Origin of the sequence: Flavobacterium sp. JP2137 (genome assembly GCF_050562195.1) — a bacterium.
Lineage (GTDB): Bacteria > Bacteroidota > Bacteroidia > Flavobacteriales > Flavobacteriaceae > Flavobacterium.
The window spans coordinates 1,355,519-1,376,451 of record NZ_CP191647.1; the positions used below are offsets into that span (position 1 = coordinate 1,355,519).

Below are 20,933 nucleotides of genomic sequence, written 5' to 3' on the forward strand. Positions count from 1 at the left end.
AAGCAACAAAAGAAACATTAATATTAGGCGTAGAGCAAGTATTGGCAATAGAGCTTAAACAGCGGAGGCGCGTTGGAGTCGCAATAAAATAGCAAGTCCGTAGAAACGCCCTCTTGAGGGATGTATACCAAGGAGTCCAAAGGAGTCCATGGCGCTGGAATCAGGTATAAATCGAATTGAAACGGAAACGCCTTAACAAAGTTCTTGTCGGTAAATTGTTGGCTAACGACCTGATCTTGGCAGCAATCGCTGTCTTTCTTTATTTCGGGATTTTCACAGCAGTCTTTTTCCTGTTTCTGATGATCGAGCATCTTACAAGAGGAGTCGCTGTGGTCGTGTGTATAGATAAGCGAGGTTTTTTCAACCTGTCCTCGACAATAATGGATATTGACTGCCAGCCCTACGTTCGAGAACAGCAAGGTCAACAGAAATAAAAAAGATATCCACTTTTTGTTATACATACTGCAAAAATATTAAATCTTTCGACTTGACCATGTTAAAACGAGGAAAAAGATGCTTTTGGCGCTTTTGTTCGTTGATTTCATTGGCCGACCGACCGTGCATTTTTGTTTTAACGCGGGCTTAGGCAGTGGATACCGTGGATATAACGGAATACAGCAACGAGACGAGCCCTTTGTTTTTTAACAGAAATAAGGGGATAATACAGGGGCTTTCCGATATATTTGTAAGTAAAAAGATATGGATTATACAGCGCTAAAAATAAAGGTAACGGATATAGTGAGCCAAAGCGGCTTGCTGTGCGAAGATAAATTGCTAAAAATATGTCATCTGCTGCGCGATTCCATAGATTATTACGATTGGGTAGGCTATTATTTTGCCAATCACGAACGTCGTGAATTGGTGTTGGGACCCTATGCAGGGGAGGCCACTGACCATGTGGTTATTCCGTTTGGCAAGGGGATTTGCGGACAAGTAGCCGTTTCGAATCAACCGTTTTTAGTCGAAGATGTTGCGGCACAAGACAATTATATTTCGTGCAACATCCAAGTGAAATCCGAAATTGTAGTACCCTTGTTTGTCGCGGGTAAGAATATCGGACAAATCGATATCGATTCCAATGTAAAAGCCGCATTTACCGCAGACGACCAACAGTTCTTGGAAGAGATCAATCAAATGGTTTCCGTTTTGTTTGTATAGGCCGGTATAGGTTTTGACGCTCAGCGAGATACTCGCTTTTTTGAGGGGGTGAAAAAAATGGATAATCTGTTAGTTTAATGTCAAAAATAAATTTACCTTTGCCCATTGAATTGTAATTGTTATAATTCACTACATAATAATCATTTAAATAATATTGGCATGTATTTAACTAAAGAAACTAAAGAGGAACTCTTTACAAAACACGGAGGTGATTCAAAGAATACTGGTTCTGCAGAAGGACAGATCGCTTTGTTTACATTCAGAATTTCACATCTAACAGAACACTTGAAAAAAAATCGTCATGATTATAATACAGAGCGTTCACTGGTTCTTTTAGTAGGTAAGAGAAGAAGACTTCTTGATTACTTAAAGAAGAAAGAGATCAATAGATATCGTGAGATTATCAAAGAATTGGGTATTAGAAAATAGTCAATATAGAAGAGGTGCCTACGCACCTCTTTTTATTTTTTACCTTCCGCGTTAAAAAAAGTTTGGTTTTTCATTGGGTCATTACAACTACACACAACAACAACACACACACAACACCCACTCTGTCTTATTTGGAGAAGACGAGAAACCCTTTGTTTAATAAAGAACTAATTATTTATGATTCCTAAGGTTACTAAAGAAATTATCGATCTTGGAGATGGTAGAACCATCTCAATCGAAACAGGTAAATTGGCAAAACAAGCAGACGGATCTGTCGTAGTACAAATGGGCAACGCCATGTTGCTCGCTACTGTAGTGTCTGCAAGAAAAGCAAGTCCAGGTATTGATTTTCTACCGTTGACGGTAGATTATCGCGAAAAATTTGCTGCTGCAGGACGTTTTCCTGGCGGATTTTTCAAACGTGAAGCGCGTCCAAGCGATAGTGAGATTCTTACTATGAGATTGGTCGATAGAGTTTTGCGTCCGTTGTTCCCGAGTGATTACCACGCGGAAACACAAGTGATGATACAGTTGATGTCTCATGACGAAAGCGTAATGCCCGATGCATTGGCCGGTTTAGCTGCTTCGGCTGCTTTGGCTTTGTCCGACATTCCTTTCGCCACTTTGATCTCTGAAGTTCGCGTTGCGCGTTTGGACGGAAAACTGATTATCAACCCGAGTAAAGAACAGTTGGAGTTGTCAGACATCGATATGATGATTGGTGCTTCAAAGGATTCTATCGCGATGGTGGAAGGGGAGATGAAAGAAATTTCTGAAGCGGAAATGGTAGAGGCCATCAAGTTTGCTCACGAAGCTATCAAGATTCAGATTGCTGCTCAAGAACGCGTAGTGGCTGCTGTTGGTAAAAAAGAAGTCAGAACTTACGAAGAGGAAAGACAAGATGAAGCGGTTTTTGAAAAGGTAAAAGCAGCGTCTTACGACAAGATTTATGCAGTTGCCAAACAAGGAACGGCCAAACAAGAGCGCACAGCGGCTTTTGACGCGATTAAAGAAGAGGTTAAAGCCTTGTTTACCGAAGAGGAATTAGAGGAAAACGGCGATTTAATCTCTAAGTATTTTCATAAAACCAACAAAGAAGCGGTACGTAATGTAACCTTGGATTTGGGTACGCGTTTGGATGGACGAAAAACTACGGAAATCAGACCTATCTGGGCAGAAGTAGATTATTTGCCTTCAGTACACGGATCGGCTTTGTTTACACGAGGAGAAACTCAGGCTTTGGCTACGGCAACTTTGGGTACATCCAGAGAAGCAAACCAAATTGATGCCCCTTCTCAACAAGGAGAAGAGCGTTTCTACCTTCATTACAATTTCCCTCCATTCTCTACGGGTGAAGCAAAACCACTTAGAGGAACATCTAGAAGAGAAGTAGGTCATGGTAACTTGGCGCAACGCGCTTTGAAAAACATGATTCCTGCCGACTGTCCTTATACTATTCGCGTGGTGTCTGAAGTATTGGAATCCAACGGTTCTTCTTCTATGGCAACGGTATGTGCGGGAACTTTAGCTTTGATGGATGCGGGTATTCAAATGATTAAACCGGTTTCTGGTATTGCAATGGGATTGATTACTGACGGGGAGCGCTTTGCTGTATTGTCCGATATTCTTGGTGATGAAGATCACTTGGGAGATATGGACTTTAAAGTAACCGGTACGGCAGATGGAATCACCGCATGTCAGATGGATATCAAAATAGAAGGATTGGCTTACAACATTATGGAGGCGGCTTTGGCTCAGGCTCGTGATGGTCGTTTGCACATCCTAGGAAAAATTACCGAAGTACTTGCTACGCCAAAAGCGGATGTAAAAGCTTATGCGCCTAAAATTATTACCAGAACAATTCCTGGTAACTTTATCGGTGCGTTAATTGGACCTGGTGGAAAAGTGATTCAAGAATTGCAAAAAGCTACGGGAACTACTATCGTGATCAACGAAGTAGACGAACAAGGTGTGATTGAAATCTTGGGTACGGATCCAGAAGGAATCAAAGCGGTATTGGCCAAAATCCAATCGATTACGTTTAAACCGCAATTGGGCGAAACGTATTCGGTAAAAGTGATTAAAATGTTGGATTTCGGAGCTGTAGTGGAATATGCACAAGCGCCAGGAAACGAGGTTTTACTTCACGTATCGGAATTGGCTTGGGAACGCACAGAAAACGTATCGGACGTAGTGAATATGGGCGATGTATTTGATGTGAAATACCTGGGAATGGATCCTAAAACCAGAAAGGAAAAAGTATCTAGAAAGGCTTTAATGCCTAGACCTCCAAGAGAGGACAAACCTAGAGACGAAAAAAGAGATACTCCAACTGATAAGAAAGAGTAATCGATATATATAGAAAAGGCCGCGAGATTCGCGGCCTTTTTTTTGTCTTTTTTTTACGCTGAGTACCCGTTTTGGGTTGAATTAATGGGATGGAAAGAAAAGCACTGCCGTCGGTCCGTCCATTTGAATTAAGGAGTCGCAAACGCGCCGATCATCGGTGTAAAGAAATGCTCTTGGTTTGTGCCTAGTCAAAAATTTCTGCAACAGTTTTAAACCGATAAATAGAATTGTCGGCTTTAAAATTGCGGAGGTAAATGTTAAATTCGATATCGCATAAGTTTTTACCGGCTCAGTGCTTTTTTTGTTGCAGAGGGGAGTGAATTTTGCATATATGAACGAAAATGGGTCGTGAAATCGACAAATAATCATCGGAGCTGTTTTGTAAATGGCTGTTTATTAGTGATTTGATGTTGTACTTTTTTGAAAATCGGCCAAAATTCCCTATCTTTGGAATACTCGTAAGTGGGCACTAAATCTTTTGATGCTTTTTTTAGGCATCGATGCCCGCTTCTCTATTACATGAAATCTATTCCATGTCGGTAAACAGCCAAGAGGTTTTAATACCTGGGGCTATACGGCCGTATTCGCATTTTTTTCCAATTGATCATCGATTGGATGCTATTATATAATGATTGCAGTTCTTATAACTGCCGTCGAAAACTTTTTTACAATGAATTTTAAAGTAGGAATTATTGGGGCTGGTCCAAGTGGGCTAGCGATGTTAAGAGCTTTTGAATCAGAGCAAAAGAAGGGGAATAAAATTCCCGAAATCAAGTGTTATGAAAAACAAGACAACTGGGGAGGTATGTGGAACTATACCTGGAGAACGGGTGTGGGAAAATACGGAGAACCCCTCCACGGGAGTATGTATAAGTATTTGTGGTCCAACGGACCAAAAGAGTGTTTAGAGTTTTCAGATTATACGTTTTCCGAACACTTTGGACAGTCGATTTCCTCTTACCCACCGAGAGAGGTGTTGTTTGATTATATCGAAGGCCGAATCAAACAGAGTAACGCCCGAAAGTATATCACCTTCAACACCGTGGCGCGATGGGTGGATTACAATGAAACGACCAAGCAGTTTAGAGTGGTCTTTGACGACTTGGTCAACAACAAAACCTTTGAGGAGTTTTTTGACTACCTCGTGGTGGGTACCGGGCATTTTTCGACGCCCAATATGCCGTACTTTGACGGTATTGACGATTTTTCAGGGGCCGTAATGCACGCCCACGACTTTAGAGGGGCCGATCAATTTGTCGATAAAGACATCTTGTTGATCGGGAGTAGTTATTCCGCAGAGGACATCGGCGTACAGTGTTACAAACACGGTAGTAAATCGGTGACCATTTCCTATAGAACCAATCCCATAGGTCCCAATTGGCCAGAAGGGATTAAGGAAGTTCCCTTGGTGACGCATTTCGATGGCGACAAGGCGTTTTTTAAAGACGGCAGCAGCGGGGTGTTTGACGCGGTTATTTTCTGTACCGGCTATCAGCACAAGTTCCCGTTTTTACCGGATAATCTGCGTTTAAAAACCAAAAACTGTCTGTATCCCGATCAGTTGTACAAAGGAGTGGTGTTTAACGAATTGCCGCAATTGATGTTTCTCGGTATGCAGGACCAGTATTACACCTTTAATATGTTTGATGCGCAAGCGTGGTATGCCAGAGACTATGTATTGGGACGTATTGCCTTACCGGAAAAAGCCGAACGGGAAAAAGACATTGAGAAATGGGTTGCTGAAGAAACCAAAACCGAAACGCCCTTCGATCATATCGACTTTCAGACTTCCTATATTAGAGAGTTGATCGCGCAGACGGATTATCCAGGATTTAACTTGGATCAAGTAGCGGCGATGTTTAAACAGTGGATTAAGGATAAGGAAACCAATGTGTTGACCTATAGAGATAAGGTATATACTTCGGTTATGGACCAATGTAAGGCCGAAATTCACCACACACCGTGGATGAAAGAGCTCGACGATAGCCTGGAAAGGTATCTCGAAGAAGAAGTTGAGGTCAAATAAGGTTTTTAGAAAAAAAATAAGTCAAATAATAAAGGTCTTTATTTTTGTGTAATCTGCTGATATTGAGGATTTTGTTTTTTCTGTCTTTAAATTTTTATGTTAAAAGCCAATAATATACGAAAAACTTGTAACATTTTGGACTTGTTAAACGTATAATAAGGATAAGACAGGATAATAATAAAAAAACAGAATTTAAACAATGAGACAACTTAAAATTACCAAACAGGTTACCAATAGAGAAACAGCTTCATTGGATAAATACTTGCAAGAAATTGGTAAAGTAGATTTGATTACTGCTGATGAAGAGGTGGAGTTGGCGCAAAAGATTAAAGCTGGGGATCAGAGAGCCTTAGAAAAATTGACTAAAGCAAATCTTCGATTCGTTGTTTCGGTAGCTAAACAATATCAGAATCAAGGATTGACTCTTCCCGATTTAATCAATGAGGGAAATTTAGGTTTGATAAAAGCAGCACAGCGTTTTGACGAAACTCGTGGGTTTAAGTTTATTTCGTATGCCGTTTGGTGGATCAGACAATCGATTCTTTCTGCTTTGGCAGAACAATCGAGAATTGTGCGATTGCCTTTGAATAAAATTGGATCGATTAACAAGATCAATAAGATGTATGCGTTGTTGGAGCAATCCAATGAGCGTCCGCCATCTGCAGAGGAAATTGCAAAGGAATTGGACATGACGGTGAATGACGTTAAGGAGAGTATGAAAAACTCCGGTCGTCACTTATCGATGGATGCTCCTTTGGTAGAAGGAGAAGATTCCAACCTTTACGACGTTTTGCGTTCTGGTGAGTCACCAAATCCCGATAGGGAATTGATCCACGAATCGCTTCGTACCGAAATTGAGCGCGCGCTAGAAACCCTAACTCCAAGAGAGGCAGACGTGGTTCGTTTGTATTTCGGATTGGGAGATCAGCATCCGATGACTTTGGAAGAAATCGGAGAGACCTTTGACTTAACTCGAGAACGCGTTCGTCAGATTAAAGAAAAAGCAATACGCAGATTAAAACACACTTCGAGAAGTAAGATTTTAAAAACGTATTTGGGTTAATATATAAAAAGCGGTGTCCGATGGATGCCGCTTTTTTTTGTTATGGACTTTGGACGAACCGGATTAAAAAGCTGAAATATTTTTTGATAAAGTTGTATCTTTGTACATACACAACGAAGGGAGCATTGACTTTTTTACCAGGAGACTAAGTTTGTTGACGGGGAAAGATTGGGGGTGCGGTTCTGTTTAAACCAATACGATTACATTATGAAAAACACTTTGATAGCGCCATCGGTTTTGGCTGCTGATTTCGCCAACCTACAGCGCGATATTGAAATGGTTAACGCGAGTCAAGCCGATTGGTTTCACATCGATATCATGGACGGCGTTTTTGTGCCGAACATTTCTTTTGGAATGCCGGTTTTGGACGCGATTGCCAAGCACGCTAAAAAAACGATCGATGTGCATTTGATGATCGTGGATCCCGACCGCTATATCACTACTTTTAAGAATTTGGGTGCGGATATCCTAACGGTGCATTACGAGGCTTGTACGCATTTGCACAGAACGCTTCAAGCTATTAAGGCCAGTGGCATGCAAGCGGGTGTAGCGCTCAATCCCCATACCCCTGTATCGGTTTTAGAAGACGTTATAGGAGACATTGACTTGGTTTGCATTATGAGTGTGAATCCGGGATTTGGCGGGCAGAGCTTTATCGAAAACACTTATGACAAGGTGCGCAGGCTAAAAGCGCTCATCGAATCTAAGGGAGCTGCTACAAAAATCGAAATCGACGGTGGTGTTACGGATAAAAACGCCACTCAACTCGCCGCTGCCGGAGCAGACGTGTTGGTTGCGGGTAGTTTTGTATTTGGATCGGCTGCGCCTTTGGAGACCATCGCCGACTTAAAGAGACAATTGAGTTAGGAATTAAAAATTCCTTAATAAGCATAAAAAAAGCGGATTTGAAAATTTTTCAAATCCGCTTTTTGTTGGTTCTATAACGAGATTACATCATCCCTGGCATACCGCCACCCATTGGCATACCGCCTCCGTTTTCGTCTTTAATCTCTACCAAAGCACATTCTGTGGTCAAGATCATTCCAGAAACTGAAGCTGCATTTTCCAAAGCAACACGTGTTACTTTTTTAGGATCGATAATTCCAGCGGCTAACATATCTACATATTCGTTTGTCTTGGCATTGTATCCGAAGTTTCCACTGCCTTCCAAAACCTTAGCCACTACGACAGACCCTTCTAGACCAGCGTTTTCAACGATGGTTCTCAAAGGAGACTCTATAGCTCTTGCAACGATTTGAACGCCGGTTTCTTCGTCGGCAGAAATGGTTTTAACCTGTTCCAATACGGCTTTTGCTCTCAATAGGGCAACGCCTCCTCCGGCTACGATACCTTCTTCTACTGCCGCTCTTGTGGCGTGAAGGGCGTCGTCAACGCGGTCTTTTTTCTCTTTCATCTCTACTTCAGAAGCTGCTCCAACGTAAAGTACAGCAACACCACCAGCCAATTTAGCCAAGCGTTCTTGTAATTTTTCCTTGTCGTAGTCCGAAGTGGTTGTTTCCATTTGCGCCTTGATTTGATTGACTCTGTTTTTGATCAAATCCGCTTCACCTGCACCGCTTACAATAGTGGTGTTGTCTTTGTCGATGTTCACTCGTTTACAAGTTCCCAACATGTCCAAAGTGGTGTTTTCCAGCGTGTATCCTTGCTCTTCAGCAATGACAACACCTCCGGTAAGGATTGCGATATCCTCCAACATGGCTTTTCTTCGATCGCCAAATCCCGGTGCTTTTACCGCAGCGATTTTTAAGGCGCCTCTCAATTTATTTACTACCAATGTCGATAAAGCTTCGCCATCAACATCTTCAGCGATGATCAAAAGCGGTTTGCCCGATTGTGCTACCGGCTCTAATATAGGTAAAAGCTCTTTTAATGAAGATACTTTTTTGTCGTACAACAAGATGTACGGATCGTCGAGTTCCACTTCCATTTTCTCCGAATTGGTAACGAAATATGGAGATAAGTACCCACGGTCAAATTGCATACCCTCTACAACGTCTACATAAGTTTCCGTTCCTTTGGCTTCTTCTACCGTAATTACACCTTCCTTTCCAACTTTTTGGAAAGCTTGTGCAATCAATTCACCGATAACGTCGTCGTTATTGGCAGAGATAGAGGCAATTTGTTTTATTTTTTCCATAGAGCTTCCCACTTCTTGCGCTTGTTCGCTTAAGTTGGTTACTATGGCTTCAACAGCTTTGTCGATACCGCGTTTCAAATCCATTGGATTGGCACCTGCGGCTACGTTTTTAAGACCTTCTTTAACGATGGCTTGAGCCAATACGGTAGCGGTAGTAGTACCGTCACCAGCCAAATCATTGGTTTTAGAAGCCACTTCTTTAACCATTTGAGCACCCATGTTTTCTAGGGTATCGGCCAGCTCAATTTCTTTTGCTACGGATACACCATCTTTAGTAACGGTTGGAGCTCCAAAAGATTTTCCTATAATTACGTTTCTTCCCTTTGGCCCGAGTGTTACTTTAACTGCGTTGGCCAAGGCGTCAACACCGCGTTTTAGTCCGTCACGTGCTTCGATTTCAAATTTAATATCTTTTGCCATTTTCTTTTGTTTTTGTTTTTAATTCTTTGATTAATTGTCTTTTAAACAATCGCTAAAATGTCATCCTCACGCATGATTAGGTAATCCTTACCTTCCAATTTTAATTCGGTACCTGCGTATTTTCCATAAAGAACTGTATCACCTACATTAACTGTCATCTCGTGATCTTTAGTGCCATTTCCTACGGCTACGACTGTACCTCTTTGAGGTTTTTCTTTAGCGGTATCGGGGATGAAAATTCCTGAAGCTGTTTTGGTCTCAGCTGGTAGTGGTTCTATGAGAACACGATCCGAAAGGGGTTTAATGTTTAATGCCATAATTTCTTGTTTTTATGAAGTTAATATTATTTTATCTCCAACAGTTGAATTTTCATAAACTGTGCCAAAGCCCAAAACTGACATTTTATAAAAAAAAAATGCCAGCTTGTCAGAGCTGGCATTGTATATTGTAAAAAAGCGGTGCTTATTGTTGCGGCTCTTCTTGTTCTGTCGGAGCAGTAGTGTTTGCTTCTGGAGTTGCTGTTGCTCCTTCTGTTGGGGCAGCAGGTGTTGCTGCTGGTGCAGCGATTGGTGTTGTTGAGATAGCGCTTTCATCTAAAATTTTAGAATCGCCACTGTATCCACCGGTAAAGCTCAGTCCTGAAAGTAAAATCAATACGATTAATAAACCTCCAAGTGTCCAGGTACTCTTGTCCAAAAAGTTATTCGTGTTCTTTACACCACCCACTATGGTCGATCCACCGAAAGAAGAGTCCAAGCCTCCACCTTTAGGGTTTTGTACCATAATGACTACGATTAGTAAAATACAAACAATTGCGATTAATACTAAAAATATTGTAAATGTGTTCATTGTTTTTTAATTGTTATATTGTTGTAAAGACTTTATATCTATAATTTGGTCTGCAAAGAAACTACTTTTTTCTGGATATTTCAAAATTAAAATCTCATAAGCTTGTATGGCTTTTTGATATTTTTTCTGTTCGAGGTAAATTTTCGCTAGGGTTTCCGTCATAATATAGCTGTTGTTTTGTGCGGAAACCTCAATATTTACGGGAGTTATAACCGGATTTTTGGTCGCGATAATTTTCGGATTTGTCTCGATAAATTTGTTGATTAATTCTTGTTTTTTTTGTTTTTCAGGGTCGTTTATTTGTGATTTTGGTGCTTCTTCGCGCAAAATCGGGCCTGTTTTTGCCAGTTGCAACCACTCCTGAAACGAATATTTCTCTTCGCTTTCAAAGGCCAAGGGTTGGCCGATTTCGAGTTTTTCTTCTAATTCCTGTACGCTTGCAGCGGCAGTCGTCGGAGCCTCTTCGCTATCGGTTTGCGGCGGTGTCGCTTCGGGTTCGGTATGGGTAATGGTTTTTAAGAGCGAGGCCACCAAAGGAGTCGCTTTGGGTGCTGCCGGCAACTCGATGGGATTTTCCTCCGCTGACGACGGGGAATCCAACGGCACGTCTAGCGGTTTATAGCGAACAAATTGTTCGGAGACGATAAAGTCAAACAACACATCTCGGTCGCTGGTATAGGCAGCGGTCTTTCTGAGCGCTGCGTTGTATCGAATGCTTTTTTGATCGTAGAGTCCCTTTAAAAGCAAGGCCTGAACCGATTGGAAATAGGGGTATTCTCGCACAATTTGTTCCAATTGTACCGTGTTTTCCGCATGGATCTTTTCGGGATCGTGCAATAGGGTATGTAAGTCAATCGTATTCAAATTACGAGGTTTTAGTTACCATTTTGCCAATGATGCATTAAAGACATCTTTTGTGATTCGCTCGTAAATTTCTTCCAAGGCCGTGGTCAATTTAGCGCCCACCAATTGCTCGTTGCCGGGGAAATCTACAAAGTGTGAAAAACGCTTTTCAAAGTCGTCTTCCGGTGTTTTTTTGTTGATAAAGCGAACGTTTACCGAAATGTACAAGCGGTTTTGCGCCGCTCTTTGATCGGCAGTGGCCGTCATCGGCGATATGCGAAAATCCACAATCTCTCCTTCATAGGTCAAATCTGCTCCGGAATTGGTCAAATTCAAATTGGTTTGATTTTGAATCAAATCCTGTAGGGCTAAGGTAAAAGTTCTTTCGATACCCGGCTCTACAAAAGCAGCTGTATTTTGAAAATAATTTACTTGAAAGGTGTCTGCATCGATCTTTCCCGTACCCGTAAAGTTGTAATACTTACAGCTACTTAGTACCGTAGCGCAGAACAGCAGGAGAAAAAAGCTTTTTATTTTCATGGGTAAACGGGTTTTTATAAATCGTATTGTTTTATTTTTCTATACAGGGTTCTCTCGGAAATGCCCAGCTCATCTGCCGCTGATTTTCGCTTGCCGTGATTGCGTTCCAAGGCTTTTTTGATTAATTCTATTTCCTTTTCGTCCAAGCGCAAGGTTTCTTCTTCCTCTACGGTTTCGGCCAGTAAATAATGCTGGTCTTCGTCTTCGTCATCGGCGAAATCCTCCTCGACATGGTGTTTTTCAATCGGCAGTACTTGAACGCTTTGCTCGGAGTTATACGGATTGCTGTTGGGCTGTGGCTCTTCGTGCTGTCCGTAGATGCGCTGAATCAAGTTTTTATTGGTCTCCTGAACCTTTACGGCGCTGTCGTTTTTCATCAACTCTAAGGTGAGTTTCTTCAGGTCGTTTAGGTCGTTTTTCATGTCGAAAAGCACCTTGTACAGGATTTCGCGTTCGTTGCTAAATTCGCTGTCGGCTTTTTTTCCCGCAACCACGCTGGGCAATTGATTTCGATGCGTGGGCAAATAACCTTGCAATACCGCTAGGGTAATGAGTCTTTCGGTTTCTAAAACCGAAATTTGCTCGGCTACGTTTCGCAATTGGCGAATATTTCCATCCCAGCGAAAGCGAATCAAATAGAGTGCAGCTTGCTCGTCGAGTCGGATCGGCGGCATTTTGTATTTGTGTGCAAAATCGGCGGCGAATTTGCGAAACAACAAATGGATGTCGTCTCCGCGTTCGCGCAAGGGGGGCAATAGTATTTCAACCGTGCTTAGGCGGTAGTATAAATCTTCTCTAAACTTTCCTTTTTCAATCGCTTCAACCATCTTGACATTGGTGGCTGCGATGATGCGGATATCGGTTTTCTGAACCTTGGACGAACCCACTTTGATGAATTCTCCGTTTTCCAATACGCGCAAGAGGCGCACTTGAGTAGTCAGCGGTAACTCGCCCACCTCGTCCAAGAAAATCGTGCCACCATCGGCTACTTCAAAATAGCCTTCTCGGGTGCCTATGGCGCCGGTAAAGGCCCCTTTTTCATGACCAAACAATTCGCTGTCGATAGTTCCTTCGGGTATGGCACCGCAGTTTACCGCGATGTATTTGCCGTGTTTCCGATGCGACAAGGCATGGATAATCTTGGGAATGCTCTCTTTTCCCACCCCGCTTTCGCCGGTAACCAATACGGAAATATCCGTAGGAGCTACTTGAATGGCCTTTTCGATCGCTCGATTGAGCTTGGGGTCGTTTCCGATAATTTCGAAGCGTTGTTTGATGGCTTGTATGCTTTCCATGGGCGTGTCGAATAAGAAAGTTATAGAATGGGTTTTGTGCTTATTGCATAAGCGAGCTATACGCTACAGCCTCGCCGATTAGGGTTGCCGAGGTGCAGTCGTGTATCTTTACCATAACGAAATCACCTACTTGATACTGCTCTTTTGGAAAGACCACTGTGGTGTTTTGAGAGTTGCGTCCAGACCAATGCGCATCGGATTTTTTCGAGGGTTTTTCAATCAATACCTCTACGGTTTGACCCACAAAACGCGCCGTTCTGCTCAGGCTGATTTCCTGCTGTAAATCGACGATTTCTTGCAGGCGTCTCTTCTTGATCTCCTCGGGCACATCGTCTGCCAACTTGCGCGCTGCCAGGGTACCCGGTCTTTCGGAATACGCAAACATATAGCCAAAGTCGTAGCCGACATAGCGCAATAAACTCAAGGTGTCTTGATGGTCTTCTTCGGTTTCCGTGGGAAAACCGGTAATCAAATCGTGTGATATGGAGCAATCTTCGATGATCTCGTGAATCTTATCGATCAATTGCATGTATTCTTCCCGGCTGTGTTGACGGTTCATTTCTTTGAGTATTCGCGTGCTTCCCGACTGTACCGGCAAGTGAATGTAGTTGCACACATTGTGGTATTTCGCAATCACGTGAAACACCTCTTCGTGCATGTCTTGGGGGTTGGAAGTCGAGAATCGGAATCGGATTTTTGGATATGCAACTGCACACATTTCCAAGAGTTGAGCAAAGTCAACTGCGGTGGCTTTCTGCATCTCACTAGCCTTGACAAAATCCTTTTTCAATCCGCCGCCATACCACAAAAAGCTGTCGACGTTTTGACCCAATAGCGTCACTTCCCGAAATCCTCTGGCCGATAAATCGGCTATTTCTTCCATGATGCTTTGCGGATCTCTGCTTCGCTCGCGACCACGTGTAAACGGAACCACGCAAAAGGTGCACATGTTGTCGCAGCCTCTGGTTATCGAAACAAAAGCCGTTACGCCATTGCTGAGCAAGCGCACCGGAGAGATGTCGCCATAAGTTTCGTCTTTCGACAAAATTACGTTAATCGCATCGCGACCCTCTTCGACTTCTTTTAGTAAGTTGGGTAGATCTTTGTAGGCATCAGGGCCTACAACCATATCCACTATTTTTTCTTCCTCGAGAAATTGATTTTTTAAGCGTTCTGCCATACAGCCTAGAACGCCCACTTTCATTCCCGGGTTTATCTTTTTGACCGCATTGTACTTCTCCAAACGCTTGCGAACGGTTTGTTCTGCCTTGTCGCGAATCGAGCAGGTGTTGACCAATACCAAATCCGCTTCTTCTAAGATTTGAGTGGTGTTAAAGCCTTCATTGGCAAGTATCGAAGCTACGATTTCACTGTCTGAAAAGTTCATAGCACATCCATAACTCTCTATAAAAAGCTTCTTAGTGTTTTCTGCTTTATGCTCTAAAACAAGGGAGGTTCCTTGCTTTGCTTCCTCAATTACCTTTTCCATATCTTACTCTAAACGGGGTCAAAATCAAGCGACAAAGATAGTACATAATAATGTATTCTGACAAGTTGACAGCCTTACTTTTAACATTTTTAATAAAATGAAGTACTCCTAATAATAAAGGCGCTTTACTGATAAATATACAACTATTTCTGAGAGTGGTCAGAATTGTAGTTTTGGCAAAAAATGCAAGTATTTTTTCTTTTTCGCTTAGTTTTAAGGCTTTTGCACCGGCAGTATAGCCAAAAATAAGTCGTTTTGGATTGCACTAGAACAGGCCATAAGTATTTTTAAAATGGGTAAAAACGCAATATTTAAAAAATTCGCATACTTTTGCTCCATAAAATAGTGAGAAATGGCAAAGAATTTAGTGATAGTGGAGTCCCCTGCGAAAGCAAAAACCATAGAGAAATTTTTGGGTAAAGACTTTCAAGTTGAGTCCAGTTATGGACATATTGCTGACCTTCCGTCCAAAGAAATCGGCGTGGATATCGAGAATGGGTTTAAGCCCAGATACGAGGTGTCTCCCGATAAAAAGGCCGTGGTTAAGAAATTGAGAGATCTTTCTAAAAAAGCAGAAATGGTTTGGTTGGCTTCGGATGAGGATCGCGAGGGTGAGGCTATTGCTTGGCATTTAGCAGAAGAATTGAATTTGACACCAGACAAGACCAAGCGAATTGTCTTTCACGAAATAACCAAAACCGCCATTCATAAGGCCATCGAAAATCCGCGCCAAATAGATTATAATTTGGTCAATGCCCAACAGGCACGTCGGGTTTTGGACCGATTGGTCGGATATGAGTTGTCGCCGGTTTTGTGGAAAAAAGTAAAAGGAGGCCTTTCTGCCGGACGGGTTCAGTCGGTTTCCGTGCGATTGATCGTCGAGAGAGAGCGCGAAATCAACAACTTTAATGCCGAAGCGTCTTTTAGCATTACGGCGGAGTTTTCCAATGAAGACGGCAAGGGTTTAAAAGCCAAGTTGCCCAAGAATTTTGCAACCCTAAAAGAAGCCCAGGATTTTTTAAACAAAAATATTGGAGCGACCTATAAGGTGGCGGATTTGGAAACCAAACCCGCTAAAAAATCGCCGGCAGCACCGTTTACTACCTCGACTTTACAACAGGAAGCCGCGAGAAAACTGCATTATACCGTGGGACAAACCATGATGTTGGCGCAGCGCCTATACGAGAGCGGACTCATTACTTATATGAGAACAGATAGTGTGAATTTATCTCAGGATGCGATGAAAGCTGCGGCAGCAGAAATCACCAAATCCTACGGAGCAGCATACAGCAAACCACAGACCTACGTCACTAAGAGCAAGGGAGCCCAAGAGGCCCACGAGGCGATTAGACCGACGGATATGTCTTTGCACCAGGCTCATATCGACCGGGATCAAGCCCGTTTATACGACCTGATTTGGAAGCGTACCCTGGCCTCGCAAATGAGCGATGCCCGCTTGGAGCGCACCCTGGTAAAAATCGAATCAAACAAGTATAAAGAATTGTTTAGCGCTACGGGAGAAGTACTCTTATTCGAGGGCTTTTTAAAGGTGTATTTGGAAGGACATGACGACGAAGAGGAAGAGGTAGAAGGAATTTTACCCGCGCTTAAAGTTCAAGAAGTCTTATTGAATAAACACATTACCGCTACCCAACGCTTTACGCGTCCAGCTTCGCGATATACCGAAGCCTCTTTGGTTAAGAAATTAGAGGAACTCGGTATCGGTAGACCGTCGACTTATGCGCCGACGATTTCTACGATTATCGCTAGAACCTATGTAGAAAAGGGAATTTCCGAAGGAAGGGAACGTCCATACCAGATGTTGGTGCTCAAGAATGGCGCGATTACCGCTTCGGACCTGATCGAAAAAGTAGGCTCGGAAAAAGGCAAGTTGCTACCGACGGATATCGGTATTATCGTCAACGATTTCTTGGTTAAGAACTTCGGGACGATTTTGGATTATAACTTTACGGCAAAAGTAGAGCAGGACTTTGATGAAATCGCTGCAGGTAATGAAGATTGGGCGATGATGATGCAGGATTTTTACAATCATTTCCACCCAGTGGTACGCGACGTAGAAGAAAACGCAGAACGCGAATCAGGAGAACGCATTTTAGGTAGTGACCCGCAATCGGGCAAGCCGGTTTTGGTTCGTTTGGGCAAGTTTGGTCCGATCGCTCAGATTGGAGATGCAGAAGATGAGCAAAAGCAATTTGCGAGTTTAAAGCCCGATCAAAACATTGGTACCATTACCCTAGAAGAGGCTTTAACGCTGTTTTTACTGCCTAAGATGCTCGGAGAGTACAAAGGGGAGGAGGTAGAGGTTAACAACGGTCGTTTCGGTCCCTATGTGCGCCATGGAGCGGTGTTTATATCCTTGCCTAGAGGAGAAGATCCTTTGGACGTGAGTTTGGAGCGCGCTTTGGAGTTGATAGAGGAAAAAGAAATTGCCGATGCGCCGATCGCTACTTTTCAGGATTTGCCGGTACAAAAAGGCGTGGGCCGCTTTGGACCCTACTTAAAGTGGAACGGACTTTTTATCAATGTCAATAAAAAATACGATTTCGACAACCTGTCCAAGTCCGATATCGATGCGTTGATTTCCGAAAAGATTCAAAAGGATATCGACAAGGTCGTTCACGATTGGAAAGAAGAGGGAATCCGCGTGGAAAAAGCCCGTTGGGGACGTTCGGTGATTTTAAAGGGCAAATTGAAGATCGAACTGAGCAAGGAAGTCGACGCTGCGGCTTTGACCCTGGAAGAGGTTCAGGAGATGATCGAGAAAAAAGCTCCGGCAAAGAAAACGGCAACCAAAAAGGCAGCGGTTAAAAAAGCCCCAGCTAAAAAGGCGGCAGCCAAAAAGACAACCACTAAAAAATAAGGCCGATGACTTTTGAGTTTTTAAGACCCTTAAACGATGATTTTTTAAAATTCATCGATGGATTATCGAGACAAGCCTTGGGGAAAAAAGTCAGCTTTTTTTCCGGAGGCAGTTTTGACTCCTTTTCGAATTATCAAATAGGTATCATTGGCGTATTGGACAATCGAGGCCAACAAGACGGACAGGATTGGTCGGATGTACTGGAGATTAGAAAGGCATTCTATTCGCTGTTTCCCGGCAACTGGACCGCGAGAATGATCGATTTTGGCGATGTGTTGCCGGGCGAGCAACTCGAAGACACCTATTTTGTTTTAAAGAACCTGATTGCCGAGATGATCCGCAACAAGATCTTGCCTATCGTCATCGGAGGGTCTCAGGATTTGACCTATCCGATGTATCGCGCTTACGATCAATTGGAGCAAATGGTCAACTTGGTGTGTATAGACAACAAATTGGATTTGGTCAAGGACGAGAGTTTTCCCGCCGAATCGTTTTTGTCGCGCATCATCATGGAGGCGCCAAATAATCTGTTTAACTATTCCAATTTGGGGTATCAGACGTATTTTAATTCGCAAGAAGAAATCGATTTAATCGACAAATTGTATTTTGAGGCCTACCGCGTAGGAGAAATTGCGAATAACAGTACGCTGTCCGAACCCGTATTGCGCGATGCCGACCTGGTCAGTATCGATATGACGGCGGTAAAATCGGCCGATTCCGGTAATTTTGATTACTTTAACCCCAACGGATTCGACGGTAGAGAAATCTGCGCATTATCGCGTTATTCGGGCTTGAGCGACCGGGTGAGTTCTTTTGGGATCTTCAATCATAATAATTCGCTAACCGAAGCGTTATTAGTAGCACAGATTCTTTGGTATTTCGTCGAAGGATTTAACTTTAGAGCGCAGGAATATCCATTTGTCAGCAAAGAAAGTTACTTTAAGTACATCGTTCCGGTGCAAGATGAAGACGATTTGATCTTTTTTAAGAGCGATAAAACAGAACGCTGGTGGATTGAGGTCGCTTTTGGAGGAAGTGTTAATGATTCTATAAAAAGAAAGTTACTCCTGCCGTGTAGCTACGAAGATTATCTATTAGCTACTGCACAGCAAGTGCCTGAGCGTTGGTGGAAAGCGATTAAAAAGAGTTTTCTTTAACAAATGAACGCCAAAAGAATTAAATGTTAAATATAAATTAATTTTTTTTCCGATTTTCGTTGTGTATTTAAAAATAAATAAATAGGTTTACGCCTTTGAAATATTAAAATATTATAAACCCAAAAATATATGAAGAAGTTCATTACACTAACAGCAGTTGTATCAATGTTATTCAGTTGTGGTTCTGGCGATAGAGGTGAGCTATTAGGTGGCGTACAAGGTAGACAGTGGAAAGCAGAGAAACCTCACGGTATGGCTTTGGTTCCTGGAGGTACCTTTACGATGGGAAAATCTAGTGAAGATTTCCTAAACACTCAAGATGCCCCTACGAAATCTGTTACAGTTGGTTCATTTTATATGGATGAAACAGAAATCACGAATAATCAGTATCGAAAATTTGTTGAATGGGTGAAAGATTCTGTCGTTAGAACCAGATTGGCCATTTTTGCCGACGAAATGGGGATGGCGAAAGGATCAGGAGGAATTGGTGAGTTTGCCTTTTTAGAAGAAGGTGATCCGGAAAATCAAACGCCTTACGAAAAGTATATGTATGACAACTACTATAGCATGTCTATGGATGATGATTTGTATGCGGGAAGAAAATTGAATAAAAAGGCGAAATTGCCGATGACTTCAAAAAAATACCCGGATGAGTATTTCGTAGAGGTGATGGATTCACTTTATTTACCAGCGAGTGAATCGTTCAACGGAATGACCACTTTTGACGTTTCTAAATTGTCGTTTAAATATTCGTACATGGATATTGAAGCAGCCGTTAGAGATAAAAGTACTAACCTGAGAGAGAAGAGAAGTAAACACATGAAATCGGAAACGATTTTGATTTACCCAGATACCACGCGTTGGATCAAGGAATTTCAATTCTCTTACAACGAGCCGATGCACAACGATTACTTTTGGCACGAAGCTTACGGAGAATATCCCGTAGTAGGTGTGAATTGGAACCAGGCAAAAGCGTTTTGTGCGTGGAGAACTTTGTATAAAAACTCACATTTAAAAGCCAGAAGACAAGCGTATCAAGTGAATGCTTACCGCTTGCCTATGGAAGCAGAATGGGAATATGCCGCTAGAGGTGGTTTAGAATCGGCGATGTACCCTTGGGGTGGTCCGTATACTACGGATGAAAAAGCCTGTTTCCTAGCCAACTTCAAACCGACGAGAACCAATTATGCAGCCGATGGTGCTTTGTATACGGCTGAGGCAAGATCATATCTTCCAAACGGTTACAACTTGTATAATATGGCTGGGAACGTGTCTGAATGGACGAGTTCTTCTTATGATCCAGCTTCTTATGACTTTGTGTCTTCTTTGAAACCGAGAGAAAGAGGTTCTTCTAATCCGTTGAAAGTAGTTCGTGGAGGTTCTTGGAGAGATCCTGCTTACTTCTTACAAGTGAGCACGAGAGATTCGGAATTTGCAGATACGGCTAGAAGCTATATCGGATTCCGTACCGTACAAACGTATTCGGGACCAAACGTAGTTGACGCTCCTAAAGGCGCGAGATAATCAAATATTGAAAACACTAAAAACCAATAAAATAAAAACTATTAACTAACTAAATTAATTACATAAATTATGGCGATACCTAAAAAAGTGATGAACTTCTGCTACGGGATGGGGGCAGCGGTCGTAATTCTCGGAGCTTTATTCAAAATTACTCATATGGAATTTGGCCCTATGAATGGAAATAACATGTTGACCATTGGACTTGTGGTAGAAGCCTTGATTTTTGCGATCTCCGCTTTCGAACCGGTTGACGATGAATTGGACTGGTCAAAAGTATATCCAGAATTAAAAGGAGGTGAAGCTAAATCCGTACAAGTAGCCGGTTTCGGTGGTACAGGTTTTGGTGGTGTTGCTACACAAGAAGAGGGAATGCTTTCTCAAAAATTAGATCAGCTTTTAAAAGATGCAAAGATCGATGGAGAGTTGATGAATAGCTTAAACAAAAGTATTAGAAACTTCGAATCCGCAGCTAAGGAAATTGCTCCTACCGTAGATACGATGGCTTCAACAAGAAAATATGCAGAGGAAATGTCTTTGGCGTCTACTCAATTGGAATCTTTAAATGGCATGTATAAAATGCAATTGGAGAGTGCAACCAAAAATGCGGAAATCAACAATGAAGTGGCTGAAAACAACATGAAGCTAAAAGAGCAAATGCAATCTTTAACCTCTAATTTGGCTTCTTTAAATACCGTTTATGGTGGAATGCTTTCTGCTATGGGAGGTGGATCAAGAAATGCTAATTAGTATTT

General features: G+C 42.4%; 18 protein-coding genes. 10 read left to right on the forward strand and 8 right to left on the reverse strand.

Going from position 1 to position 20,933, the window contains the following annotated elements; translation table 11 throughout:
• Window positions 1-23 precede the first annotated feature (23 nt).
• Window positions 24-461 carry an HYC_CC_PP family protein gene (locus ACQZ43_RS05930; RefSeq protein ID WP_430615041.1) on the reverse strand — a complete coding sequence of 146 codons (438 nt, stop codon included), beginning with the start codon at window positions 459-461 and terminating at the stop codon, window positions 24-26.
• 238 nt (window positions 462-699) lie between these two features.
• Between ACQZ43_RS05930 and ACQZ43_RS05935 the strand changes: the two genes are divergently transcribed.
• From ACQZ43_RS05935 to rpe, 6 genes are all read left to right on the forward strand, one after another.
• Window positions 700-1,158, forward strand: a complete 459-nt coding sequence (locus ACQZ43_RS05935; RefSeq protein ID WP_430615042.1) for a GAF domain-containing protein — start codon at window positions 700-702, stop codon at window positions 1,156-1,158.
• A 159-nt stretch (window positions 1,159-1,317) separates the two neighbouring features.
• Window positions 1,318-1,587 carry a 30S ribosomal protein S15 gene (gene rpsO / locus ACQZ43_RS05940; RefSeq protein ID WP_430615043.1) on the forward strand — a complete coding sequence of 90 codons (270 nt, stop codon included), beginning with the start codon at window positions 1,318-1,320 and terminating at the stop codon, window positions 1,585-1,587.
• A gap of 177 nt (window positions 1,588-1,764) precedes the next feature.
• Complete coding sequence (locus ACQZ43_RS05945; protein ID WP_430615044.1) at window positions 1,765-3,936, forward strand: polyribonucleotide nucleotidyltransferase; 2,172 nt, start codon at window positions 1,765-1,767, stop codon at window positions 3,934-3,936.
• 670 nt (window positions 3,937-4,606) lie between these two features.
• The gene (locus ACQZ43_RS05950; protein ID WP_430615045.1) at window positions 4,607-5,962 is read left to right on the forward strand and encodes an NAD(P)-binding domain-containing protein; all 1,356 of its coding nucleotides are present in this window, start codon (window positions 4,607-4,609) and stop codon (window positions 5,960-5,962) included.
• Between the two features lie 199 nt (window positions 5,963-6,161).
• Window positions 6,162-7,025, forward strand: coding sequence for a sigma-70 family RNA polymerase sigma factor (locus ACQZ43_RS05955; RefSeq protein ID WP_125016647.1), 864 nt, complete (start codon window positions 6,162-6,164; stop codon window positions 7,023-7,025).
• A gap of 207 nt (window positions 7,026-7,232) precedes the next feature.
• Window positions 7,233-7,892 (forward strand): ribulose-phosphate 3-epimerase, encoded by a 660-nt coding sequence (gene rpe, locus ACQZ43_RS05960; protein ID WP_430615046.1) that lies wholly within the window; start codon window positions 7,233-7,235, stop codon window positions 7,890-7,892.
• Between the two features lie 82 nt (window positions 7,893-7,974).
• Here the strand turns inward: rpe and groL are convergent, their stop codons facing one another.
• The 7 genes from groL to miaB form a co-directional block, all read right to left on the reverse strand.
• The gene (groL, locus tag ACQZ43_RS05965; protein WP_430615047.1) at window positions 7,975-9,603 is read right to left on the reverse strand and encodes a chaperonin GroEL; all 1,629 of its coding nucleotides are present in this window, start codon (window positions 9,601-9,603) and stop codon (window positions 7,975-7,977) included.
• A gap of 41 nt (window positions 9,604-9,644) precedes the next feature.
• On the reverse strand, window positions 9,645-9,920 hold the full coding sequence (locus ACQZ43_RS05970; protein ID WP_430615048.1) for a co-chaperone GroES: 276 nt from the start codon (window positions 9,918-9,920) through the stop codon (window positions 9,645-9,647).
• A gap of 145 nt (window positions 9,921-10,065) precedes the next feature.
• Entirely contained in the window at window positions 10,066-10,452 is a 387-nt protein-coding gene (secG, locus tag ACQZ43_RS05975) for a preprotein translocase subunit SecG (RefSeq protein ID WP_430615049.1), read from the reverse strand.
• Window positions 10,453-10,458: 6 nt separating this feature from the next.
• Entirely contained in the window at window positions 10,459-11,316 is an 858-nt protein-coding gene (locus ACQZ43_RS05980) for a tetratricopeptide repeat protein (protein ID WP_430615050.1), read from the reverse strand.
• A 15-nt stretch (window positions 11,317-11,331) separates the two neighbouring features.
• Entirely contained in the window at window positions 11,332-11,835 is a 504-nt protein-coding gene (locus tag ACQZ43_RS05985) for an LptE family protein (protein ID WP_430615051.1), read from the reverse strand.
• 14 nt (window positions 11,836-11,849) lie between these two features.
• Window positions 11,850-13,130, reverse strand: a complete 1,281-nt coding sequence (locus tag ACQZ43_RS05990; RefSeq protein ID WP_430615052.1) for a sigma 54-interacting transcriptional regulator — start codon at window positions 13,128-13,130, stop codon at window positions 11,850-11,852.
• 40 nt (window positions 13,131-13,170) lie between these two features.
• Window positions 13,171-14,619: a tRNA (N6-isopentenyl adenosine(37)-C2)-methylthiotransferase MiaB gene (miaB, locus tag ACQZ43_RS05995; protein WP_430615053.1), complete on the reverse strand. Its 1,449-nt coding sequence runs from the start codon at window positions 14,617-14,619 to the stop codon at window positions 13,171-13,173.
• 352 nt (window positions 14,620-14,971) lie between these two features.
• Here miaB and topA point away from each other — a divergent pair, with 352 nt between their 5' ends.
• The 4 genes from topA (at window position 14,972) to gldL (ending at window position 20,928) form a co-directional block, all read left to right on the forward strand.
• Window positions 14,972-17,500 carry a type I DNA topoisomerase gene (gene topA, locus ACQZ43_RS06000; protein ID WP_430615054.1) on the forward strand — a complete coding sequence of 843 codons (2,529 nt, stop codon included), beginning with the start codon at window positions 14,972-14,974 and terminating at the stop codon, window positions 17,498-17,500.
• A gap of 5 nt (window positions 17,501-17,505) precedes the next feature.
• Window positions 17,506-18,657 carry a formimidoylglutamase gene (locus tag ACQZ43_RS06005; RefSeq protein ID WP_430615055.1) on the forward strand — a complete coding sequence of 384 codons (1,152 nt, stop codon included), beginning with the start codon at window positions 17,506-17,508 and terminating at the stop codon, window positions 18,655-18,657.
• 129 nt (window positions 18,658-18,786) lie between these two features.
• The gene (gene gldK, locus ACQZ43_RS06010; RefSeq protein ID WP_430615056.1) at window positions 18,787-20,181 is read left to right on the forward strand and encodes a gliding motility lipoprotein GldK; all 1,395 of its coding nucleotides are present in this window, start codon (window positions 18,787-18,789) and stop codon (window positions 20,179-20,181) included.
• Window positions 20,182-20,250: 69 nt separating this feature from the next.
• Complete coding sequence (gene gldL / locus ACQZ43_RS06015; RefSeq protein ID WP_430615057.1) at window positions 20,251-20,928, forward strand: gliding motility protein GldL; 678 nt, start codon at window positions 20,251-20,253, stop codon at window positions 20,926-20,928.
• The last annotated feature ends 5 nt before the right edge of the window (window positions 20,929-20,933 follow it).

Bases quoted from the DNA above. Each gene is read 5' to 3' on its own strand.
- ACQZ43_RS05945 (WP_430615044.1), top strand. From the start codon at position 1,765: ATGATTCCTAAGGTTACTAAAGAAATTATCGATCTTGGAGATGGTAGA.
- ACQZ43_RS05990 (WP_430615052.1), bottom strand. From the start codon at position 13,130: ATGGAAAGCATACAAGCCATCAAACAACGCTTCGAAATTATCGGAAAC.
- gldL (WP_430615057.1), top strand. From the start codon at position 20,251: ATGGCGATACCTAAAAAAGTGATGAACTTCTGCTACGGGATGGGGGCA.
- topA (WP_430615054.1), top strand. From the start codon at position 14,972: ATGGCAAAGAATTTAGTGATAGTGGAGTCCCCTGCGAAAGCAAAAACC.
- rpsO (WP_430615043.1), top strand. From the start codon at position 1,318: ATGTATTTAACTAAAGAAACTAAAGAGGAACTCTTTACAAAACACGGA.
- gldK (WP_430615056.1), top strand. From the start codon at position 18,787: ATGAAGAAGTTCATTACACTAACAGCAGTTGTATCAATGTTATTCAGT.
- ACQZ43_RS05970 (WP_430615048.1), bottom strand. From the start codon at position 9,920: ATGGCATTAAACATTAAACCCCTTTCGGATCGTGTTCTCATAGAACCA.
- ACQZ43_RS05935 (WP_430615042.1), top strand. From the start codon at position 700: ATGGATTATACAGCGCTAAAAATAAAGGTAACGGATATAGTGAGCCAA.
- secG (WP_430615049.1), bottom strand. From the start codon at position 10,452: ATGAACACATTTACAATATTTTTAGTATTAATCGCAATTGTTTGTATT.
- ACQZ43_RS05930 (WP_430615041.1), bottom strand. From the start codon at position 461: ATGTATAACAAAAAGTGGATATCTTTTTTATTTCTGTTGACCTTGCTG.
- ACQZ43_RS06005 (WP_430615055.1), top strand. From the start codon at position 17,506: ATGACTTTTGAGTTTTTAAGACCCTTAAACGATGATTTTTTAAAATTC.
- groL (WP_430615047.1), bottom strand. From the start codon at position 9,603: ATGGCAAAAGATATTAAATTTGAAATCGAAGCACGTGACGGACTAAAA.
- ACQZ43_RS05985 (WP_430615051.1), bottom strand. From the start codon at position 11,835: ATGAAAATAAAAAGCTTTTTTCTCCTGCTGTTCTGCGCTACGGTACTA.
- miaB (WP_430615053.1), bottom strand. From the start codon at position 14,619: ATGGAAAAGGTAATTGAGGAAGCAAAGCAAGGAACCTCCCTTGTTTTA.
- ACQZ43_RS05950 (WP_430615045.1), top strand. From the start codon at position 4,607: ATGAATTTTAAAGTAGGAATTATTGGGGCTGGTCCAAGTGGGCTAGCG.
- rpe (WP_430615046.1), top strand. From the start codon at position 7,233: ATGAAAAACACTTTGATAGCGCCATCGGTTTTGGCTGCTGATTTCGCC.
- ACQZ43_RS05955 (WP_125016647.1), top strand. From the start codon at position 6,162: ATGAGACAACTTAAAATTACCAAACAGGTTACCAATAGAGAAACAGCT.